Here is a 20,805-nt window from a genome sequence, read left to right as displayed (position 1 = left end):
AAAGAGGAGGATTCGACATGAAGCAATCAATCAATATTCAAGATCAGTTTTTAAATCAACTCCGTAAAGAAAATACGTTTGTTACGCTGTACTTATTAAATGGTTTCCAGCTTCGTGGACTAATTAAAGGATTTGATAATTTTACAGTCCTGCTGGAAACAGAAGGTAAGCAACAGCTTATTTATAAACATGCAATTTCTACATTTGTACCACAAAAAAATGTTTCAATTGAATTAGAATAGTAATGAATTATTGTACATAACAAAAAAAGAGCGAGTTTCCTCGCTCTTTTTTTATTTGTCATAAACAATATATGATGAAATTTAAGCGATTCTAAATACAGTAAGGCGGATGTTAGTATTTCCTGTCGCAGGGATCGTAATCTCATTAAGAGTAGATTGAACAGAAATTCTTGCACCAGCTGCTAATGTTTCGATTGTAGTAAATGAAAGTGAGTCGCCTATTAAATTTGAAGAGAAATTATCAGTTGCGACTGCTCCATTAATTGAAATTCCTACTCCGAGTGGAGCGCATCCTGGCGCAGTTGTAGAAATGGATACGCTAATTACATAAATACCACCGTTAATAACAGTAACTGTATCTGTGCCGTTGAAGATAATATTGTTTACGTTAATTGCAGTACTAAAAATAAAGTTATTAAATTGCAGTACTGTTTGCTGAATATTGTTTGTTACAACAATTGTTGCTATAGGGAAGCTAGGTCCAGTTGGCCCAGTAGGTCCGGTAGGTCCACCAGAAGGTCCAGTAGGTCCAGTAACTCCTATACCAGTAGCGCCGGTAGCACCCGTTGGTCCTTGAATGCCTTGAGGTCCGGTAGCGCCTGTGTTACCTTGAACACCTTGAGGTCCAGTAGCGCCGGTAGCACCTGTGTTACCTTGAACGCCTTGAGGTCCAGTAGCGCCGGTAGCACCAGTAGCACCTGTGTTACCTTGAGCACCTTGAGGTCCAGTAGCACCCGTGTTACCTTGAACGCCTTGAGGTCCAGTGGCACCGGTAGCACCTGTGTTACCTTGAGCACCCTGAGGTCCAGTAGCACCCGTGTTACCTTGAACACCTTGAGGTCCAGTAGCACCCGTGTTACCTTGAACGCCTTGAGGTCCAGTAGCGCCGGTAGCACCCGTGTTACCTTGAGCGCCTTGAGGTCCAGTAGCGCCAGTAGCGCCCGTGTTACCTTGAACGCCCTGAGGTCCAGTAGCACCGGTAGCACCTGTGTTACCTTGAACACCTTGAGGTCCAGTAGCGCCAGTAGCGCCCGTGTTACCTTGAACGCCTTGAGGTCCAGTAGCGCCGGTAGCACCAGTAGCACCTGTGTTACCTTGAACGCCTTGAGGTCCAGTAGCGCCGGTAGCACCAGTAGCACCTGTGTTACCTTGAACACCTTGAGGTCCAGTAGCGCCGGTAGCACCAGTAGCACCTGTGTTACCTTGAGCACCCTGAGGTCCAGTAGCACCTGTGTTGCCTTGAACACCTTGAGGTCCAGTGGCACCGGTAGCGCCTGTGTTACCTTGAACACCTTGAGGTCCAGTAGCACCCGTGTTACCTTGAACGCCTTGAGGTCCAGTAGCGCCGGTAGCACCCGTGTTACCTTGAGCGCCTTGAGGTCCAGTAGCGCCGGTAGCACCAGTAGCACCTGTGTTACCTTGAGCACCCTGAGGTCCAGTAGCACCGGTAGCACCTGTGTTACCTTGAGCACCCTGAGGTCCAGTAGCGCCGGTAGCACCAGTAGCACCTGTGTTACCTTGAACGCCTTGAGGTCCAGTAGCGCCGGTAGCACCAGTAGCACCTGTGTTACCTTGAACGCCTTGAGGTCCAGTAGCACCAGTAGCACCTGTGTTACCTTGAACACCTTGAGGTCCAGTAGCGCCGGTAGCACCTGTGTTACCTTGAACGCCTTGAGGTCCAGTAGCACCGGTAGCACCTGTGTTACCTTGAGCACCCTGAGGTCCAGTAGCACCGGTAGCACCTGTGTTACCTTGAGCACCCTGAGGTCCAGTAGCGCCAGTAGCACCTGTGTTGCCTTGAACACCTTGAGGTCCAGTGGCACCGGTAGCACCTGTGTTACCTTGAACACCTTGAGGTCCAGTGGCACCCGTGTTACCTTGAGCACCTTGAGGTCCAGTAGCGCCGGTAGCACCAGTAGCACCTGTGTTACCTTGAACGCCTTGAGGTCCAGTAGCACCGGTAGCACCTGTGTTACCTTGAACGCCTTGAGGTCCAGTAGCACCTGTGTTACCTTGAGCACCCTGAGGTCCAGTGGCACCTGTGTTACCTTGAGCACCCTGAGGTCCAGTAGCACCCGTGTTACCTTGAACACCTTGAGGTCCAGTAGCACCCGTGTTACCTTGAACGCCTTGAGGTCCAGTAGCGCCGGTAGCACCAGTAGCACCTGTGTTACCTTGAACACCCTGAGGTCCAGTAGCGCCGGTAGCACCAGCAGGTCCTTGAGCACCTTGAGGTCCAGTAGCACCTGTGTTACCTTGAGGTCCCTGAGGTCCAGTAGGTCCCTGAGGCCCGCCAGAAGGTCCGGTAGGTCCGGTAACTCCTATACCAGTAGCGCCCGTGGCACCGGTAGCACCTGTGTTACCTTGAACACCTTGAGGTCCAGTAGCACCAGTAGCGCCGGTAGCACCCGTGTTACCTTGAGCACCTTGAGGTCCAGTGGCACCGGTAGCACCTGTGTTACCTTGAACACCTTGAGGTCCAGTGGCACCGGTAGCGCCAGTAGCACCCGTGTTACCTTGAGGTCCAGTAGCGCCGGTAGCGCCCGTGTTACCTCGAGGTCCAGTGGCACCGGTAGCGCCAGTAGCGCCCGTGTTACCTTGAGGTCCGGTAGCGCCAGTAGCGCCCGTGTTACCTCGAGGTCCAGTGGCACCGGTAGCGCCAGTAGCGCCCGTGTTACCTTGAGGTCCGGTAGCGCCAGTAGCGCCCGTGTTACCTCGAGGTCCAGTGGCACCGGTAACGCCAGTAGCACCCGTGTTACCTTGAGGTCCAGTGGCACCGGTAGTGCCCGTGTTACCTTGAGGTCCGGTAGCGCCAGTAGCGCCCGTGTTACCTCGAGGTCCGGTAGCACCAGTAGCGCCTGCTGGTCCAGTAGGTCCGGTAGGTCCTTGAATGAACGAAGCAGAATTAACTAGAGCAGTTTGTAATGCTGCTATTAATTTAAGAAGCTCTTGAAGTGTGCAAGGGTCAATTCGGAATAATTTTGTAATGTATAGTAAATAGTTAATGAGATTTTGAAGCTCAATAAATACAGCGCTTGCTACAAAGGTTGGATTTCTTAATATAGTTATTAAGTTTTTAATAATAGCTAACCCTTGTGCTTTCAGGGAGGAAGTAGCGTCTAGTGAACAAATAAATTTACTTAGTAGGTTCAATGTATCGATTAGATCTTCAATATTTTGGGGAGATGGATTTGCAAAAAGTGTTGGGATTATTTTTGTTAAATCAATAATAATCGCACGAAATGTTCTAAGTTGAGCTTTAGTAATTGGGATTGATGGAGTATTTGGGATTCGTCCAGCGCTACTTGGAAAGCATGGTTTGGAGAATTTGTTTTGATTGTCGTTATAACGAGACATTAAATCTCTCCTTTCTCACGAAAATGTGAACGAAACTCATCATAGTAGATGCAGAAATTAGTTAAATGGTCATAGTAAAATCGTTTGTTTAAAGAAAAAATAGAAAAAACGCCTTACAATAAGGCGTTTTTTCTATTTTCTGCGTATTGATAATATCGCTTTAATGAAATTTTTGATTTGAATCCAGCGAGCTTTATAATTTCTGATTCAGGAGTTTCTTTTTTTATTAAGTTTAAAATATAGGTGTTACGAAAATGTTGTCCTGAAATTCCTTTACGTAAATTGGCTCTAGCCACTTCGAGGCGAATCATTTTTTGTATAGCAATTTCCGTTAATGCCTTTGGTGCATCATTTTCATATACCCACCTGTATGTTCCGCGGTTAAAATCAAATGCGACAAACAATGAATCATCACTATGATACTTAGGACGAACTGGTTCTGGGATACTTTTGTAATAATTATATAGTTGTTTTTTGTCTTCTTTTGCTAATGTAATTGTTCTTTCTACACCTGCGGTTGCTGGGATTGACAATGTGTTAGTTTCAAAGTGAACGTGATGCATTGTTAATGCTGTAAGTTCCTGTAAGGATAAACCGTAGTCGATCAATAGATTTAAAATAGCAATATTGCGATCCATTAATAAAGGGCGCACAGGAAGTTGTTTTTCTGAAAGTCCTTCTAATGAAGTGACTATATACTTTAATCTTTTTTCTTCATCAGGTGAAATGAAATCTTCGTTACGAAGTGTACGGTCTGGTTGAATAGATATTTCCATATTCTTCAATGGATTGGGAATGTTTAGAAAGTGATGCATTCTATTTAATACAGTAAATACACGATGCATCGTTTTTTCTGAGTAATGTCGATTCGTTTTTAAATCGGAAAAGTAATCTTCGTAGTCTTTTGTACAAAGTGTAGCCCATATATTACTGGAAGGGAGCTTTTTGTTTTTTTCTAACCAATGTCCGAAGTCTTCAACGTCATAAACATAACGTTTAATAGTTGAGGGTTTTCGGCCTTTATTCAATAAAAAAATAGAAAAGGCTTGTATTGTATCATGGAATTCCGTTGTCTCCATAGTCCCACCACCTTAATTATTTCTTATATTATAGCAAACTTTTCTGAAAATAGGCATTTACAAGGGGGACAGGAATAATAATATTTGGTGAGTGGATAAAGTGAAACTATAATCAGTGGGGATTTTGTTCATCCTCTGCGATTATTAGTTGAACCAATCGGGCATTTACGGGCGGTTATCTCCCGCTTAAATACCAAACGTTTGCTGAATGTCGAGGTGGGAGTCTTACTGCTCGCAAATAGCGGGATAAAATGAGGTGATTGTATGGAACAATCGATGCGAAAGAAAAACAACAATCAAATTAATATTGTGTTAAACCATCGAAAGAAAATTTCTTTGCCAGCCGCAGAAAATAAAACGGTAATTTCAAATGAAACTACAATTAAACATGAAATGCTGCAGAGAATTGAAGAAGAGATGGGGAAGCTTGTTGGGATGGATGATATAAAAAAGATAATAAAAGAAATATATGCTTGGATTTATGTGAATAAAAAAAGACAAGAGAAGGGATTGAAGTCTGAGAAGCAAGTGCTTCATATGCTGTTTAAAGGGAATCCGGGTACAGGGAAGACGACTGTTGCTAGAATGATAGGAAAATTGCTGTTTGAGATGAATATTCTATCGAAAGGCCACTTGGTTGAAGCTGAACGTGCTGATCTTGTAGGAGAGTACATCGGCCATACAGCTCAAAAAACAAGAGACTTAATAAAAAAAGCAATGGGAGGTATTTTGTTTATTGATGAGGCGTATTCTTTAGCTCGAGGAGGAGAGAAGGACTTTGGAAAAGAAGCAATTGATACGCTTGTAAAACATATGGAAGATAAACAACATGGTTTTGTATTGATTTTAGCTGGATATTCAAGAGAGATGAATCACTTTCTTTCATTAAATCCAGGGCTGCAATCTCGTTTTCCATTTATTATTGAATTTGCGGATTACTCGGTAAATCAGCTATTGGAAATTGGAAAGAGAATGTATGAAGATCGTGAATATCAGTTATCAAAAGAAGCTGAATGGAAATTTAGGGATCATTTACATGCGGTGAAGTATTCGTCGCAAATTACATCGTTTAGTAATGGGCGGTATGTACGGAATATTGTTGAAAAATCAATTCGTACACAGGCGATGCGGTTGTTGCAAGAAGATACGTATGATAAAAATGATTTAATTGGAATATCGAGTATGGATTTGATGCTCGAAGAGGAGACGCACAGTACATAAACTGTGCGTCTATTTTTGTGTATAAGTTCGTTTACTCTTTTTTTGCTTTTTCTTGGTGCGCTTTATGGAAGCGTTCCATTTTAGCGCTCTTTTCGTGTGCTGAATTAGGGTCGTGTCCAAATTGGTTTACTGAACTTTTTTGAGCTCCTTTATTAACGTGGTTTGTCATTTGTATTCACCTCACTTTAAAAATTAGTATAAACATTATATAAAGAAAAAATCGTTAGAAAAGAAAAACCTCTTTACGATATGTAAAGAGGTTAGATTGCTATTTATGCATTGAACGTTCTTTCGTTTCGATACGTCTGTGCGGTAAATGCCATTTGTAATGAATAGAAACCATGCGGAAGCAAACAATTAAAATGAATAAAATGTAAAGGGCCCAATCGCTAACAATAATTTGAGCGCCAATTAAGAAACCTGCTAAAATTGTCCAAAAGGCATATACTTCAGCTCGAAGAACGAGAGGTTTTCTGCGGGCTAAAAGGTCGCGAATGATACCGCCGCCGATACCAGTTAAAACAGCTGCCACGATTGTGGCGCTAATTGGTAAATTTAATTTTTGAGCATATAATGCTCCTTGTACAGCAAATGCTGATAAGCCGATAGCGTCAGTGATATTTTCCCACTTTTTCCAATGTCTAATTAACTTATTTGGAAAAAGAAAAATAATAGTCATTGATAAAAGTGCGATTTGGAATAACATGTCTTGTTGCCAAAACGCGACAATCGGATAACCGATTAATAAATTACGAAGGGCACCTCCCCCAAATGCGGTTGCCATTCCTAAAATATACACCCCGAAAATATCATAATCCTCTTCCATTGCAACAATGGCTCCGCTTAGTGCGAAAGCGATTGTGCCTATGATGCTAAAAATCTCCCATGCCATGAATTTTCTCCCCCGCTAACTAGATGAAATGTGCTTCCTCTGCTATTATATTAGAAGGTTTAAATTTCGAAAAGGATGAGTGAACATATTTGATGGAAGAAAAAGAAAAAGTCATATTAGTAGGCTGTCAATTGCCGCAAGATGATGATGAAAAATTTATGCATTCCATGAAAGAGCTTGCATCACTAGCTAAGACTGCGAGAGCGGAAGTGTTAGTTTCAACAACGCAAAAACGACCGAAGTTTCATCCGGCTACTTACATAGGTAAAGGGAAATTAGAAGAGCTTACAATGCTAACTGAAGAATTAGAGCCGGATGTTATTATATTTAATAATGAATTAACGCCGAGTCAAATTCGGAATTTATCCTCAGTATTAGATGCGAGAGTAATTGATCGAACGCAACTAATACTAGATATTTTTGCGCAACGTGCGAAGTCGAGGGAAGGTAAGCTTCAAGTAGAATTAGCTCAGTTGCAATATACAATGCCACGTCTTATGGGGCAAGGGTTGTCCTTATCACGTCTTGGTGGTGGTATTGGAACGAGAGGACCGGGTGAGACGAAACTTGAGACGGATCGTCGTCATATTCGATCGCGTATTGATGAAATAAAGAAACAACTTGCAGTTGTTGTGGAACACCGAAAAAGATATCGTGAGAGAAGAAAAGACAATAAAGTATTTCAAATTTCATTAATAGGCTATACAAATGCAGGGAAATCGACACTGTTTAATAGATTAACGGAAGCTAATACGTTTGAAGAAAACCTTCTGTTTGCAACACTAGACCCAACGACGAGGAAGATGCCCTTACCTTCTGGTTATACAGTATTACTAACTGATACTGTTGGTTTTATACAAGATTTACCCACTTCATTAATTGCTGCTTTTCGTTCAACACTGGAAGAAGCGGGGGAAGCAGATGTTATTTTACATGTAGTTGATTCTGCGGATCCTAACTACATAGGGCATGAAAAAACAGTAAAACGATTATTATCAGAACTTGAAATTAATCATATTCCTATTATTACGTTATATAATAAAAAAGATGAATTACATCAAAACTTTATTCCGTTTCCGAAAAGTGATTTCTTAATGACTAGCGCTTTTGAAGAAAGTGATGTATTGCGTATAAAAGAAGCGATAGAAATGAAAATGAAGAAAGAAATGGATCGTTATCGAGTAGAAATCCCTCCGAGTGAAGGTAAGTTATTAACGCTTTTAAAGACGGAAACGCTATTAGCAAAGATGGAGTTTCTGGAAGATAAATTTGTATATGATTGTGCAGGGTATATTTTTACTCATTCATCGCTTAATGTGCAATTAAAGAGATTTTTAGTGGAAGAAGGAGAAAATAAAAATGTTTGATCGTTTGAAAAATGGAGAAAAAATTGCTCCAATCGTAAAAGAAGTAGAGAGTCAGATTACAGAAGTACATAAACGTGCGGATGAAGTAATTGAAAGTAATCAGTTTCGTGTATTAGAAAGTTTTCGTAAACATAAAATTAGTGACTCGCATTTTATCCCGACGACAGGTTATGGTTATGATGATATTGGCCGTGATACGTTAGAAAAAGTGTATGCTGATGTATTTGGGGCGGAAGCTGGACTTGTTCGTCCGCAAATTATTTCAGGTACTCACGCTATTTCTACAGCGTTATTCGGTATTTTACGTCCAGGAGATGAGTTATTGTACATTACTGGGAAACCGTATGATACGTTAGAGGAAATCGTTGGTGTGCGTGGGAAAGGTGTAGGTTCATTTAAAGAATATAATATTGGTTACAATGCAGTTCCGCTAACTGAAGGTGGGCTTGTTGATTTTGAAGCTGTTGCAGCAGCGATTCATAGTAATACGAAAATGATCGGTATTCAGCGCTCGAAAGGTTATGCTACTCGTCCATCGTTTACTATTTCTCAAATTAAAGAGATGATCGCGTTTGTTAAAGAAATTAAACCTGATGTTGTTGTGTTTGTAGATAATTGTTATGGGGAGTTTATTGAAGAGCAAGAGCCGTGTCATGTTGGTGCAGATTTAATGGCGGGTTCGCTTATTAAAAACCCAGGCGGGGGAATTGTAAAAACTGGTGGTTACATTGTCGGTAAAGAACAGTATGTTGAAGCGTGTGCATATCGTTTAACATCTCCGGGAATTGGTGCGGAAGCTGGAGCGTCTTTATACAGTCTGCAAGAAATGTATCAAGGGTTCTTCTTAGCGCCACATGTTGCAGGACAAGCGCTGAAAGGTGCAATTTTTACAGCTGCGTTTTTAGAAAAGTTAGGAATGAACACGTCACCAGCGTGGAATGCACCAAGAACAGACTTAATTCAATCTGTTCAATTTGATGATAAAGACCGTATGGTTGCCTTCTGTCAAGCGATTCAATATGCATCTCCAATTAATTCGCATTTTACTCCGTATGCAAACTATATGCCAGGTTATGAAGATGATGTAATTATGGCGGCGGGAACATTTATTCAAGGTGCAAGTATTGAATTATCTGCTGATGGTCCGATTAGACCACCGTATGTTGCATATGTGCAAGGTGGATTAACGTATTCGCATGTTAAAATTGCGATTTGTTCTGCGATTGATGAATTGATTGAAAAGAATTTATTAACAATTTCTTAAAGGGGAGCTGTCGATATCGGCAGCTTTTTTCGTATAAAAGTAACGATTTATGCGATTAGAAAAAAGAATGAAAAAATTTATAAAAAAATCATGTAAGAAAAGCTAACATCTATTGACACTAAACATAACATGTTATAAAATGAGAAGCAGTTAAGGCGAAGGAGGAACTGAAAAATGAAAGAAGATAGACGTTCTGCCCCGCTGTTTCCAATTGGTATTGTTATGGATTTAACACAATTGTCTGCACGTCAAATTCGCTACTATGAAGAGCATAATCTTGTTTCTCCAACCCGTACAAAGGGGAATCGTAGATTATTTTCATTTAACGATGTAGATAAGTTGTTAGAGATTAAAGATTTGTTAGATCAAGGCTTGAATATGGCTGGTATTAAGCAAGTGTTACTAATGAAAGAAAATCAAACAGAAGCAGTGAAAGTAAAAGAAGAAACGAAAGAAATTTCAAAAACTGAGCTTCGCAAAATACTTCGAGATGAACTACAACATACAGGTAGATTCAATCGAACTTCATTGCGACAAGGTGACATTTCAAGATTTTTTCACTAAAGATAACTGATTCTGAAGGCGATTAGAGGGACTAAGGAGGAATTTATAATGTCTAGATACACAAAAGAAGATATTTTCCGTTTGGCGAAAGAAGAGAATGTAAAGTATATCCGTTTACAATTTACGGACCTTTTAGGGGTAATTAAAAACGTAGAGATTCCAGTGAGACAATTAACGAAAGCTCTTGATAACAAAATGATGTTTGATGGATCTTCGATTGAAGGTTTCGTACGTATTGAAGAATCTGATATGTATTTATATCCTGATTTAGACACTTGGGTAATTTTCCCTTGGACAGCTGAAAAAGGTAAAGTAGCTCGACTAATCTGTGATATTTACAATGCAGATGGCACTCCATTTGATGGAGACCCACGTAACAATTTAAAACGTGTGTTAAAAGAAATGGAAGCTTTAGGGTTTTCAGACTTCAATCTTGGACCAGAGCCAGAATTCTTCCTATTTAAGGTTGATGAAAAAGGAAATCCAACATTAGAACTAAACGATAACGGTGGATACTTCGACCTTGCGCCGATGGATCTAGGGGAAAACTGTCGTCGTGATATCGTTCTTGAACTTGAAGAAATGGGATTTGAAATTGAAGCATCTCACCATGAGGTTGCTCCAGGGCAGCACGAAATTGACTTTAAATATGCAAATGCAATTCGCTCATGTGATGACATTCAAACATTCAAACTTGTTGTAAAAACAATTGCTCGTAAACATGGTTTACACGCAACGTTTATGCCAAAACCACTATACGGTGTGAACGGTTCAGGTATGCACTGTAACTTATCATTATTTAAAAATGGTGAGAACGTATTCTTTGATGCAAACGGTGACTTACAATTAAGTGATGATGCTCGTCACTTCATCGCAGGTATTTTAAAACATGCACCAGCATTTACAGCGATAGCAAATCCAACTGTAAACTCATATAAACGTCTAGTACCTGGATATGAAGCGCCTTGTTACGTAGCATGGTCTGCACAAAACCGTAGCCCGTTAGTACGTATCCCTGCATCTCGTGGTATTAGTACACGCGTAGAAGTACGTAGTGTTGACCCAGCTGCAAATCCATATTTAGTAATGGCTACATTATTAGCTGCAGGTCTTGATGGAATTAAAAACAAATTAACTCCACCAGCTGCAGTAGACCGTAACATCTATGTAATGACAAAAGAAGAGCGCGAAGAAGCAGGTATCGTTGACTTACCAGCAACATTAGCGCAAGCATTAGTTACATTACAATCTAATGAAGTAGTATGCGGTGCACTAGGAGAACACTTACTTGAGCACTTCATCGAAGCGAAAGAGATTGAGTGGGATATCTTTAGAACACAAGTTCACCAATGGGAACGCGATCAATATATGTCTCTTTACTAAGAGGCTTGAACCCTTGATACAACTCGTATCAAGGGTTTTTTAATTCCCTATTATTACAATTTTATATGGTTGCAAAATGAAAAACAGCCACATAAAAGCCTTGATACTACGGTATCAGGGCTTTTTTAGTGAAGTTATTGGATATGTTAACTACTAGATAATGGATTGTTTTTGGTTATTTTGAATCATGTTACTAAGAAAATCTTTTCAAAAGAATTGATCTTATCTTTTTTAATCACTTGTGCTAAAACTTAATAATTCTTTACTGCCTTGTACAACGCGAGCGATGATTTTTATGTCCTCATCTGCAAGGCTATAAGTTTGTGGCTTGTGAATCAGATTATTACTCAATGATATTAACGTAATGATGCTCAGTTATAACACAGTCTTATTCAGAATTTCGTTAGTTCATTTTCTAAATTTAGGGAATAAATATAGCTTAGTACCTTGCAATAAATAATACTAAGTGGTATATTATGGATAAAACAGGTACCGTGTATTGAACAGTACTAAGATAGGAAAGGAGGATAACACTTGAACGTTCAGTTTAAAAAAGGTGTGCTTGAACTTTGTGTATTAGCACTTGTAAAACGTAAAGATAGTTACGGTTATGAACTTGTTCAGCAAATTTCTAATAAATTTTTAATATCGGAAGGGTCAGTATATCCTTTGTTACGTCGTTTGACGAAAGAAGGGTATTTTCAAACGTATTTAAAGGAATCTACAGAAGGGCCACCTCGTAAATATTATCAATTAACAGAGCAAGGGGAGACGCAATTTCATTTGTTGGTAACAGAATGGCGTGATTTTGCGAAAGGGGTACAAGAAATTATTGAAGGGGTGGAATGGGATGAGTAAAGAAGGGTTTCTTAAAGAATTATCAAGTTATCTTAGAAAGTTACCAGAGGAAGAGAGGCAAGATATTTTATTGGATTATGAAGAGCACTTTCAGTTTGGACTAGAAGAGGGGAAAACTGAATCAGAAATAATTCAGGGCCTTGGTTCTCCGAAAGTAATCGCAAAAGAGTTACTTGCGATGTATCGCTTCGATGAAATGAAAAAAAATCCATCGACTTCAAATGTGACAAGAGCTGTTATGGCAGCGATTGGACTTAGTTTGTTTAATTTTATTATTGTGTTAGGCCCGTTAGTCGCAATTGTTGCTTTTATATTTTCTTTTTGGATTGGTGGTATTGCTAGTGTAGTAACACCATTTTTCGTTATTGGAAAAGTATTTATGGGTACTTTTATATGGTTGGATCTTTTCGTTAGTATAACGTTTGTTGGAGTAGGTTTATTGTTGTGTATTATCGCTTTTTATAGTACAAAGTGGTTTAAGAGATTGTGTGTACGATATGTAATATGGAACTTCAAAATGATAAAAGGAGAGTAAATGATGAAAAAACTATTTTTAATCGCTATCGCTTGTATCATTATTGGAGTAATAGGAATTTCCCAAACATATGAAAAAGCAGTACAAACTGCTGAAAAAGGCGATAAAGAAGATGTAATTAAAAACGAAACATTAAAAAATATAGAAGTTAAGTTAGATGCCGGAGATATTGTTATCCAAAAATCTCCTGATTCTTCTTTTTATGTAAAGCAATCAGGAGATGTACGTAAACAAGAGATTCGTATTGCAGAAGATGGTGACACATTAAAAATTATTGGGGAAAGAGAAAAAGGTGCTTCATTTGATTTTTCTTTTTATGATTTTAGGTTTCAAACGTCTAAATTGACTCTCCTTGTGCCCGAACGCTCTTATCAAGATGTAAAAGTAAATTCATCTGCTGGACAAATCGAAATGAGTGATGTGAAAAGTGATAGCGTAAGTGTTAGAACACTTGCTGGAGAAGTAGAGTTGAAACAAGTAACGGCTAAGAATGTGGAGGGATCGACAAAAGCTGGTGAGGTGAACTTTAAGAAGGTATTAGGGAAAGTGACCGCAAAAACAACAAGTGGGGAAATAAATATTCAAGATCATGATTCCAAGTATAATCTAGAAGCAAGTTCAACTGCGGGAGATATAGATATTACTTTATCGGAAAAACCACAAGATGCGGTAATTACTGGGCAAAGTGCTGCCGGAGATGTAACAATTTTTAATGAAGAAAATAATAACGTAACAATTGGCAATGGTAGTAAAAAGATTAGCGGTAAAACGGCTGCGGGAGATGTGACGATTGAAACTCGTTAATAAGAAATAGAATGTATGGAAATCTATCAAAATACAAAAAAGAAGATAATTACCGTATATAAATAAGGTAATTATCTTCTTTTTATTATTTTTAATGTAAATCACGATATACGCCAATTACTTTCCCGATAACTGACACTTGTTTTAAAATGATAGGTTCTAATGAAGAGTTTTCTGGTTGTAGACGGAAATGGTCTTTTTCTTTATAGAAACGTTTAACAGTTGCTTCGTTATCTTCTGTTAAAGCGACTACAATTTCACCATTATATGCAGACTGTTGTTGGCGAACAACAACTAAATCTCCATCGAAAATACCAGCTTCAATCATACTATCTCCAGAAATACGTAACATGAACACTTGGTCTGCTCCAGCAACAATACTAGCTGGAAGTGGGAAATGTTCCTCTACGCTTTCGACCGCTGTAATTGGTAAACCGGCAGTAACTTTTCCGACAATTGGAACTTGAATAACAGATTGTGTTTCCGTATCCATTCGGTCTTCACCTAAAATTTCAATGGCACGTGGTTTTGTTGGATCGCGTCGAATGTATCCTTTTTCTTCTAATCGTGATAAATGTCCGTGCACTGTAGAACTAGAAGCGAGGCCGACTGCTTGACCAATTTCACGTACGGAAGGTGGATATCCTTTTTCTTGTACTTTTAGCTTAATAAAGTCGAGAATGTCTTGCTGGCGTTTCGTTAACTTTTCCATGTTTTCTAACACCTCGTTTTCTTTCATTTTTCTTATTAATAAGTATAACATGTGAAAAAACATTCTACAAACATAAGTTCGAACAAATGGCGGATTTATGTTACACTATAGGGAAATAATAGGGAGAAAGAGGGGTTCAAAATGAATGCAATTATTTATGCACGTGTGAGTACAACGAAAGAAGCGCAAGAAACATCATTATTACGTCAAAAAGATGAATTATTGCATTTAGCTGAGCGCTATCAAATGAATGTTACTAAGGTGATTGAAGAGCAGGCTAGTGGATATACAATTGAACGTGACGGTATATTAGAGGTGCTGGATACAATTCGAGACGAACAAATTGATGTGTTACTTATACAAGATGAAACGCGCCTTGGTAGAGGAAATGCGAAGATCGCATTAATGCATTGTTTACATAAAGAAGGCATAAAAGTATATACGCATACACATAATGGTGAATTACAATTGTCGGATTCTGATTCGATGGTATTAGATATTATTGGTATTGTTGAAGAATATCAAAGAAAGATTCATAATTTGAAAATTAAACGAGGTATGCAACGTGCAGTAGAAAAAGGTTATCGTCCAGAAAATAATTTAAAAAATCGTCATTTAAGTGTAGGAAGAGAGAAAAAAGAAGTGCCAATTGAGGAAATTGTACGTTTGCGAAAAAGTGAACTCACGTTTGAAGAAATTGCAGCAACATTACGTGGATTTGGTCATAATGTTTCAAAGGCGACTGTACATCGTAGATATGTAGAGTATACGAAGCAATTGCTTGATAAAGAAGAGTAACTATTGTATGATAATAATCAGTTTTGATTAGAAGGGGGATTCGAGATGATTAATCACGAACTCGTTGAACGCATTAACTTCTTAGCGAAAAAAGCAAAAGCTGAAGGTTTAACTGAAGAAGAGCAACGTGAGCGTCAATCGCTACGTGAACAATATTTAAAAGGATTTCGTCAAAATATGTTAAACGAACTTAAAGGAATTAAAGTTGTTAACGAAGAAGGTACAGATGTCACACCGACGAAATTAAAAGCTTTAAAAAAGCAAGATAATGCAAAATTAAATTAAAAGATGGGCGAAGCCCATCTTTTTTTATTTGTAAAAATCGTTATTTAATAACTTTCCAGTTGTTATTAACTGTTGCTTCTATCGTTTTATGTTCCAATATATAATTAGCGATAAGTTCAGACATATCTGTGGGTATATCTTTTACTACCGGTTTGTTTTGAAACATAAAGAAATTTCCCCCGCCACTTGCACGATAATTATTCATTACAACTTCATATTCTTCATTCATATTAAGAGGAGCACTGTTATGCTGTAAAGATTCTACTCTTTCACCAATTGGTTTTGAAATGTTTAATACATATGAAATCCCTTCCCACATATCATAATTATAATGTTGTGGTTTTGGTTCTATGTAGGTAGGACTTACGATGATGGATCCATCTGTTTTTAATGTGAAATAAGAAGCAGAGAGTTCAAGAGCGGCTTTTATATCAGCTCCAGTTATTCTAATTACTTTTAATGTGTTTGGATAAATATAATTAGAAACGATGTCACGCATTGTTACATGTTCCGGGAAACCTGGAGATGTATTATGGAACAAACTTGTACAAGAAATTGATACCTTAGCTATATCCATCTGTATTTTATTTATGAATTCGATAAAAGGATGATCGTGCAAACGAGTTTGCATAGCATCTGAAATTTGCATGTCCCCCTGAATGATTCCAATAGGTTGATCAAGCCACTTTTGTGTTTTCTCTTCGTAATCGGCTACCAATGAAAGTACATCTTGGTCCGCTTCAATTCCTTGTACAGATAATAATTCAGAAGAGCTCTCTTTTTTTACCCATTTACGTTTCGCTTTTTCGAATGTTACTTTTACTTTGCCGACTGAGTGTCCATTGCATCCGGTCTGTAAAATTGTTACACCGTTAGCCATTGTGTGAGAAATTTCTCGGTGTTGATGACCTGTTAGTAAAAGATCTATGCCTTCAATTTCATGGCACATTGCATATCCTTGGTTTTCACCTGTTAACACTTCAGTAGGTTCCCCGGTTTGTAAATCTTTTTCAAATCCACCGTGATAGGCTACGACTAATAAATCGGGTTTCTCATGTTCGCGAATATAAGAAACCCATTTTTTTGTAGTCTTTAATGCATCTTCAAATAGTAAATCTTTAATGTGATGGGCCTGTTCCCAATTTGGGATGTAATGTGTTGTTACCCCTAAAATAGCGATTTTTATATTGGATTCAATCTGTTTGATTAAATAAGGTTTTCCGAAATAAGGTTTGTTTATGTTTTTATCTAATATGTTTGCTGATAGGTACGGGAAGTTCGCAGTAGTCACAGCATTATTTAATATATTCATCCCGTAATTAAATTCATGATTGCCGATAATTGCAGCGTCATATTGTAAGTAATTCGCTAATAAGGACATTGGATTTTTTTTGTTTTTTTCGTATGTAACGTAATGATAAGTAAATGGTGTTCCTTGAATAAAGTCGCCATTATCAATTAAAAGAACGTTTGTATTTTGGGAACGTTCTTTTTTTATAAGAGTAGAAATTTTAGCTAAACCAAGTTCTGCTGGGGAGTTATCTTGGTAGTGAATAGGATAAACAGTGCCATGTATATCGCTTGTTAATAAGATGTTTAAAGTTACAGTTTGATTTTGTTCCAATATGACTCACCTTTTCTATTGTTATCTTCCAATTAATCATATCAAATATGTGAAGTGAATTTTGATGTGAATGTATAGAATGTGTAAAGATTCTGTAAATAACCAATTGTGTATCAAAATATGTGATATATTTCTTCATGTTTACGGAAGGTTATTTTATAACAAGAAAAATGGAGGCATTAATATGTTGAAAAAAGTTTTTGCAATGAGTACAACAGTTGTACTAGCGGCCGGATTATTAAGTGGCTGCGGGACGAAAGAGTCCAGTGCAAGTAAAAATGAAGATACGAAAAAAGGTTATGTACCAAAGACCTTAAATGTTCAATTTGTTCCTTCTCAAAATGCGGATACGTTAGAGGCAAAGGCAAAACCATTGGAAAAGCTATTAAGCGATAAATTAAATATTCCGGTAAAAGTTAGTATTTCAACGAACTACAATACAATTGTAGAAGCGATGGCATCTAAACAAGTAGATGTAGGATTTTTACCGCCAACAGCGTACGTATTAGCACATGAAAAGAAGGCTGCAAATGTAATTTTACAAGCACAACGTTTTGGAGTAGAGGATGAAACAGGAGCTCCTACAAAAGATTTAGTAGATTATTATAAATCTGAGTTTGTTGTTAAAAAAGACTCTAATATAAATAGTGTAAAAGATTTAAAAGGTAAAAAGATTGGTTATCAAGACGTAACATCATCAGCAGGGTATGTATGGCCTGCAGCTGTTCTATTAAAAGAGGGAATTGATCCGTTAAAAGATGTGAAACCTGTTACATTAAAAGGTCACGATCAGTCGCTTATTGCTCTTTTAAATGGTGACGTAGATGCAGCTGTTGTATTCCAAGATGCTCGTAATATTGTAAAAAAAGATTATCCGAATATATTCGAGCAAACGAAAATAGTGAAATTTACGGAGAAAATTCCAAACGATACGATTTCGGTACGTTCTGATTTAGATGAAGAGTGGAGCAAGAAATTACAGGATGCTTTCATTGAAATTGGAAAAAATGAGGAAGGCCGTAAAATCATTAAAGAAGTATATTCTCATGAAGGATATATTAAATCTGATGATAGTAAATTTGATATTGTTCGTGAATATGGAAAGACAGTGAAGACGCAATAATACATAGTGAAATGGCGGCTAGCCGGAAGGTGTGAGATTTCAGTTAGTTTGCCGTTTTTTAGTTATTGATAATACATTGAAAGTAGGTAAGATGTGTGATAGAGTTTCGAAATGTTTCCAAAATGTATCCGAATGGCACAAAGGGATTGAATAATATAAATTTAAAGATTCAAAAAGGTGAGTTTATTGTAATGGTCGGATTATCCGGAGCTGGAAAATCTACACTTCTCAGATCCGTAAATCGTCTTCATGAGATTACCGAAGGAGAAATCATTATTGAAGGTGAGTCTATTACTTCTGCGAAAGGAAAAGGATTAAGGCGTATGCGCCGGGATATCGGTATGATCTTCCAAAGTTTTAACCTTGTAAAGCGATCAACAGTATTAAAAAATGTATTAGCTGGTCGTGTTGGATATCATTCCACATTACGTACAACGTTAGGTTTGTTTCCGAAAGAAGATGTGGAGCTCGCATTTCAAGCATTAAAAAGAGTGAATATTTTAGAAAAAGCATATGCGCGTGCTGATGAATTATCAGGAGGACAACAGCAACGTGTATCGATAGCTAGAGCATTGGCGCAAGAAGCAAAAATCATATTGGCAGATGAGCCTGTTGCATCGTTAGATCCACTTACGACAAAGCAAGTGCTAGATGATTTGAAAAAAATTAATGAAGATTTTGGAATCACGACAATTGTAAATTTACATTCTATTGATTTGGCTAGACAATATGCGACACGCATTATCGGATTACATGCAGGAGAAATTGTTTTTGACGGTTTAGTAGAAGAAGCAACGGATGAAAAATTTGCTGAAATTTATGGGGACGTTGCTCAGAAAAGCGAATTATTAGAGGTGGCAGTAAAATGAATGACGTGACGATATATTCAAATGAAATACCGAAGCCGCCGAGTAAATTGAAACATATGTTAACGTTTATTTTAGTTATTTTAATGCTGTGGAGTAGTAGTGTACAAGTAGATGCATCATTTTCAAAACTGGTAGACGGTTTTCCAAATATGGTAGATCTATTGAAAGAAATGGTGCCACCTGATTGGAGTTATTTTCAAGTTATTACAACAGCGATGTTAGATACAATACGTATGGCGATTATTGGGACGACCTTAGGAGCGATTTTAGCTATTCCACTTGCATTGTTTGCAGCAAGTAATGTGTTTACTAACACATTTTTATACAGTCTAGCTCGAATGATTTTAAATTTTATACGAACAATACCAGATTTATTATTGGCGGCTATTTTCGTAGCGATTTTTGGAATTGGGCCACTTCCAGGTATTTTGGCTCTTACTTTTTTTTCAATTGGACTTGTAGCGAAATTGTTGTATGAATCAATTGAATCAATTGACCCTGGCCCACTAGAAGCGATGACAGCTGTAGGGGCTACTAAGGTACAATGGATTGTTTATGGAGTCATTCCACAAGTAAAAGCACACTTTGTTTCCTATGTACTATATACATTTGAGGTGAATGTACGTGCAGCGGCTGTCCTAGGTTTAGTAGGAGCAGGTGGTATTGGACTATATTATGATCGTACACTTGGATTTTTACAATATCAACAAACTGCTTCTATAATTATCTATACCCTTATTGTTGTTTTGTTAATTGACTACATTAGTACATTGTTGCGGGAGAAACTATAATGAATAGAACGACGATGATTGTGCCAAAACCGAAGAAACCGAGTATATATCGCTGGATTATTTTAATAGCACTTACAGTTGTATATGTATGGGCCTTTTCAGGAGTACCATTAGAAGGGATAAAGGACACAGCAGGTGAAATCACGAAAGCAATTATGACAGGGATATTAAATCCAGACTGGTCGTATGTATCTTTGCCAGATGGTGAAGATTTATTACATGGATTAATTGATACGTTGGCAATTGCGATATTAGGTACATTTATTTCTGCATTTTTATCTGTTCCGTTTGCCTTTTGGGCGGCAACGAATATGAGTAGTGGAAAATTAACTTCAGGATCTGGGAAATTTGTACTTAGTTTTGTTCGTACGTTTCCTGAATTAGTTATGGCTCTTTTATTTATAAAAGCTGTTGGTCCAGGCTCTTTTGCAGGAGTATTAGCTTTAGGATTACATTCTATTGGAATGTTAGGGAAACTATATTCAGAAGGAATTGAAAACATAGATAAAGGACCGACGGAAGCGTTGCTAGCAACAGGAGCAAACCGTTTTCAAATACTTTGGTATGCAGTGTTACCACAAGTGTTACCAGATTTTCTATCGTATACGTTATACAGATTTGAAATTAATGTAAGATCCGCTGCGATTTTAGGGGTTATTGGAGCGGGAGGGATTGGTACACCTTTAATTTTTGCGCTGAGTTCACGGAATTGGTCTCGTGTTGGTATTATTTTATTAGGTATTATTTTAATGGTAATTATAATTGATTTGATTTCAAGTTCGATTCGGAAACGGATTGTTTAACTTATTTGAAAAGCATCGAAGTTAGATGCTTTTTTATGTTTTTAAAAACGTATTTAAAAAAGTAAGAATAGAAGAAATTTGTATAAATATACAGATAATTCTCTTTCTTTTTAAAATAAAAATAATGAAAAAGTATGTCATATTGAATGCCCATACATTCCCGGAAACATTGATTTTTTTATAAAAAATCAAAAAAATATCAACATATTTGTCGATACATGTTGTATAATCTTG

At 37.9% G+C, this 20,805-nt stretch carries 21 protein-coding genes; 15 read left to right on the top strand and 6 right to left on the bottom strand.

Features of this window, described 5'->3' with window-relative positions; genetic code table 11:
* Positions 1–17 precede the first annotated feature (17 nt).
* Positions 18–242: an RNA chaperone Hfq gene (gene hfq / locus AC3EMB_RS18125; protein ID WP_000813896.1), complete on the top strand. Its 225-nt coding sequence runs from the start codon at positions 18–20 to the stop codon at positions 240–242.
* Positions 243–323: 81 nt separating this feature from the next.
* On the opposite strand, the gene AC3EMB_RS18120 is transcribed toward hfq, so the two are convergent.
* Complete coding sequence (locus tag AC3EMB_RS18120) at positions 324–3,599, bottom strand: Gly-Xaa-Xaa repeat protein (protein ID WP_488517211.1); 3,276 nt, start codon at positions 3,597–3,599, stop codon at positions 324–326.
* A 113-nt stretch (positions 3,600–3,712) separates the two neighbouring features.
* Positions 3,713–4,678 (bottom strand): tyrosine-type recombinase/integrase, encoded by a 966-nt coding sequence (locus AC3EMB_RS18115; protein ID WP_000450330.1) that lies wholly within the window; start codon positions 4,676–4,678, stop codon positions 3,713–3,715.
* Between the two features lie 264 nt (positions 4,679–4,942).
* Here AC3EMB_RS18115 and spoVK point away from each other — a divergent pair, with 264 nt between their 5' ends.
* Positions 4,943–5,899 (top strand): stage V sporulation protein K, encoded by a 957-nt coding sequence (gene spoVK / locus AC3EMB_RS18110; RefSeq protein ID WP_000438177.1) that lies wholly within the window; start codon positions 4,943–4,945, stop codon positions 5,897–5,899.
* Positions 5,900–5,930: 31 nt separating this feature from the next.
* Here spoVK and AC3EMB_RS18105 read toward each other — a convergent pair whose 3' ends face one another.
* On the bottom strand, positions 5,931–6,068 hold the full coding sequence (locus AC3EMB_RS18105; protein WP_000181505.1) for a hypothetical protein: 138 nt from the start codon (positions 6,066–6,068) through the stop codon (positions 5,931–5,933).
* Between the two features lie 99 nt (positions 6,069–6,167).
* Complete coding sequence (locus tag AC3EMB_RS18100; RefSeq protein WP_000312267.1) at positions 6,168–6,791, bottom strand: trimeric intracellular cation channel family protein; 624 nt, start codon at positions 6,789–6,791, stop codon at positions 6,168–6,170.
* 92 nt (positions 6,792–6,883) lie between these two features.
* On the opposite strand from AC3EMB_RS18100, the gene hflX reads away from it, so the two are divergent.
* The 7 genes from hflX to AC3EMB_RS18065 all read left to right on the top strand — a co-directional run bounded on the left by hflX (position 6,884) and on the right by AC3EMB_RS18065 (position 13,566).
* On the top strand, positions 6,884–8,158 hold the full coding sequence (gene hflX / locus AC3EMB_RS18095) for a GTPase HflX (protein WP_069356097.1): 1,275 nt from the start codon (positions 6,884–6,886) through the stop codon (positions 8,156–8,158).
* The gene (locus AC3EMB_RS18090; RefSeq protein WP_069356096.1) at positions 8,151–9,422 is read left to right on the top strand and encodes a methionine gamma-lyase family protein; all 1,272 of its coding nucleotides are present in this window, start codon (positions 8,151–8,153) and stop codon (positions 9,420–9,422) included. The genes hflX and AC3EMB_RS18090 overlap by 8 nt, the downstream gene beginning before the upstream one ends.
* A 174-nt stretch (positions 9,423–9,596) precedes the next feature.
* Positions 9,597–9,986 carry a transcriptional repressor GlnR gene (gene glnR / locus AC3EMB_RS18085; protein ID WP_000656783.1) on the top strand — a complete coding sequence of 130 codons (390 nt, stop codon included), beginning with the start codon at positions 9,597–9,599 and terminating at the stop codon, positions 9,984–9,986.
* 48 nt (positions 9,987–10,034) lie between these two features.
* Entirely contained in the window at positions 10,035–11,369 is a 1,335-nt protein-coding gene (gene glnA / locus AC3EMB_RS18080; RefSeq protein WP_000092763.1) for a type I glutamate--ammonia ligase, read from the top strand.
* Between the two features lie 534 nt (positions 11,370–11,903).
* Positions 11,904–12,227 (top strand): PadR family transcriptional regulator, encoded by a 324-nt coding sequence (locus AC3EMB_RS18075; protein ID WP_001102628.1) that lies wholly within the window; start codon positions 11,904–11,906, stop codon positions 12,225–12,227.
* Complete coding sequence (locus AC3EMB_RS18070; protein WP_000031386.1) at positions 12,220–12,762, top strand: DUF1700 domain-containing protein; 543 nt, start codon at positions 12,220–12,222, stop codon at positions 12,760–12,762. Before AC3EMB_RS18075 ends, AC3EMB_RS18070 begins: the two co-directional genes overlap by 8 nt.
* Complete coding sequence (locus AC3EMB_RS18065; protein ID WP_001986547.1) at positions 12,763–13,566, top strand: DUF4097 family beta strand repeat-containing protein; 804 nt, start codon at positions 12,763–12,765, stop codon at positions 13,564–13,566.
* 91 nt (positions 13,567–13,657) lie between these two features.
* Here AC3EMB_RS18065 and lexA read toward each other — a convergent pair whose 3' ends face one another.
* Positions 13,658–14,278 carry a transcriptional repressor LexA gene (gene lexA, locus AC3EMB_RS18060; RefSeq protein WP_000413738.1) on the bottom strand — a complete coding sequence of 207 codons (621 nt, stop codon included), beginning with the start codon at positions 14,276–14,278 and terminating at the stop codon, positions 13,658–13,660.
* A gap of 141 nt (positions 14,279–14,419) precedes the next feature.
* Here lexA and AC3EMB_RS18055 point away from each other — a divergent pair, with 141 nt between their 5' ends.
* The gene (locus tag AC3EMB_RS18055) at positions 14,420–15,076 is read left to right on the top strand and encodes a YneB family resolvase-like protein (RefSeq protein WP_000991471.1); all 657 of its coding nucleotides are present in this window, start codon (positions 14,420–14,422) and stop codon (positions 15,074–15,076) included.
* A 45-nt stretch (positions 15,077–15,121) separates the two neighbouring features.
* A complete protein-coding gene (locus AC3EMB_RS18050; protein ID WP_000607015.1) occupies positions 15,122–15,361 on the top strand; it encodes a DUF896 domain-containing protein in 240 nt (79 codons plus the stop codon).
* Between the two features lie 40 nt (positions 15,362–15,401).
* Here the strand turns inward: AC3EMB_RS18050 and AC3EMB_RS18045 are convergent, their stop codons facing one another.
* A complete protein-coding gene (locus AC3EMB_RS18045) occupies positions 15,402–16,985 on the bottom strand; it encodes a bifunctional metallophosphatase/5'-nucleotidase (RefSeq protein WP_000437462.1) in 1,584 nt (527 codons plus the stop codon).
* Positions 16,986–17,169: 184 nt separating this feature from the next.
* Here AC3EMB_RS18045 and AC3EMB_RS18040 point away from each other — a divergent pair, with 184 nt between their 5' ends.
* The 4 genes from AC3EMB_RS18040 to phnE (AC3EMB_RS18025) all read left to right on the top strand — a co-directional run bounded on the left by AC3EMB_RS18040 (position 17,170) and on the right by phnE (AC3EMB_RS18025) (position 20,571).
* Positions 17,170–18,108 (top strand): phosphate/phosphite/phosphonate ABC transporter substrate-binding protein, encoded by a 939-nt coding sequence (locus tag AC3EMB_RS18040; protein WP_000915066.1) that lies wholly within the window; start codon positions 17,170–17,172, stop codon positions 18,106–18,108.
* A gap of 95 nt (positions 18,109–18,203) precedes the next feature.
* Positions 18,204–18,977 carry a phosphonate ABC transporter ATP-binding protein gene (gene phnC / locus AC3EMB_RS18035; protein ID WP_000569232.1) on the top strand — a complete coding sequence of 258 codons (774 nt, stop codon included), beginning with the start codon at positions 18,204–18,206 and terminating at the stop codon, positions 18,975–18,977.
* Positions 18,974–19,768, top strand: coding sequence for a phosphonate ABC transporter, permease protein PhnE (gene phnE, locus AC3EMB_RS18030; protein WP_001000774.1), 795 nt, complete (start codon positions 18,974–18,976; stop codon positions 19,766–19,768). Before phnC ends, phnE (AC3EMB_RS18030) begins: the two co-directional genes overlap by 4 nt.
* Positions 19,768–20,571: a phosphonate ABC transporter, permease protein PhnE gene (gene phnE, locus AC3EMB_RS18025; protein ID WP_001082388.1), complete on the top strand. Its 804-nt coding sequence runs from the start codon at positions 19,768–19,770 to the stop codon at positions 20,569–20,571. Before phnE (AC3EMB_RS18030) ends, phnE (AC3EMB_RS18025) begins: the two co-directional genes overlap by 1 nt.
* Positions 20,572–20,805: the final 234 nt, after the last annotated feature.

The sequence above is a fragment of the Bacillus sp. LQ16 genome (genome assembly GCF_057784645.1).
The sequence above is the reverse complement of the archived record's forward strand: the minus strand, read 5'-3'. Positions and strand labels throughout refer to the sequence as shown.

Coding starts and splice junctions, on each gene's coding strand:
- AC3EMB_RS18050 (WP_000607015.1), top strand. CDS start 15,122: ATGATTAATCACGAACTCGTTGAACGCATTAACTTCTTAGCGAAAAAA.
- phnE (WP_001082388.1), top strand. CDS start 19,768: ATGAATAGAACGACGATGATTGTGCCAAAACCGAAGAAACCGAGTATA.
- AC3EMB_RS18105 (WP_000181505.1), bottom strand. CDS start 6,068: ATGACAAACCACGTTAATAAAGGAGCTCAAAAAAGTTCAGTAAACCAA.
- AC3EMB_RS18090 (WP_069356096.1), top strand. CDS start 8,151: ATGTTTGATCGTTTGAAAAATGGAGAAAAAATTGCTCCAATCGTAAAA.
- hfq (WP_000813896.1), top strand. CDS start 18: ATGAAGCAATCAATCAATATTCAAGATCAGTTTTTAAATCAACTCCGT.
- spoVK (WP_000438177.1), top strand. CDS start 4,943: ATGGAACAATCGATGCGAAAGAAAAACAACAATCAAATTAATATTGTG.
- AC3EMB_RS18040 (WP_000915066.1), top strand. CDS start 17,170: ATGTTGAAAAAAGTTTTTGCAATGAGTACAACAGTTGTACTAGCGGCC.
- AC3EMB_RS18055 (WP_000991471.1), top strand. CDS start 14,420: ATGAATGCAATTATTTATGCACGTGTGAGTACAACGAAAGAAGCGCAA.
- hflX (WP_069356097.1), top strand. CDS start 6,884: ATGGAAGAAAAAGAAAAAGTCATATTAGTAGGCTGTCAATTGCCGCAA.
- phnE (WP_001000774.1), top strand. CDS start 18,974: ATGAATGACGTGACGATATATTCAAATGAAATACCGAAGCCGCCGAGT.
- AC3EMB_RS18065 (WP_001986547.1), top strand. CDS start 12,763: ATGATGAAAAAACTATTTTTAATCGCTATCGCTTGTATCATTATTGGA.
- glnA (WP_000092763.1), top strand. CDS start 10,035: ATGTCTAGATACACAAAAGAAGATATTTTCCGTTTGGCGAAAGAAGAG.
- AC3EMB_RS18120 (WP_488517211.1), bottom strand. CDS start 3,599: ATGTCTCGTTATAACGACAATCAAAACAAATTCTCCAAACCATGCTTT.
- glnR (WP_000656783.1), top strand. CDS start 9,597: ATGAAAGAAGATAGACGTTCTGCCCCGCTGTTTCCAATTGGTATTGTT.
- lexA (WP_000413738.1), bottom strand. CDS start 14,278: ATGGAAAAGTTAACGAAACGCCAGCAAGACATTCTCGACTTTATTAAG.
- AC3EMB_RS18070 (WP_000031386.1), top strand. CDS start 12,220: ATGAGTAAAGAAGGGTTTCTTAAAGAATTATCAAGTTATCTTAGAAAG.
- AC3EMB_RS18100 (WP_000312267.1), bottom strand. CDS start 6,791: ATGGCATGGGAGATTTTTAGCATCATAGGCACAATCGCTTTCGCACTA.
- AC3EMB_RS18115 (WP_000450330.1), bottom strand. CDS start 4,678: ATGGAGACAACGGAATTCCATGATACAATACAAGCCTTTTCTATTTTT.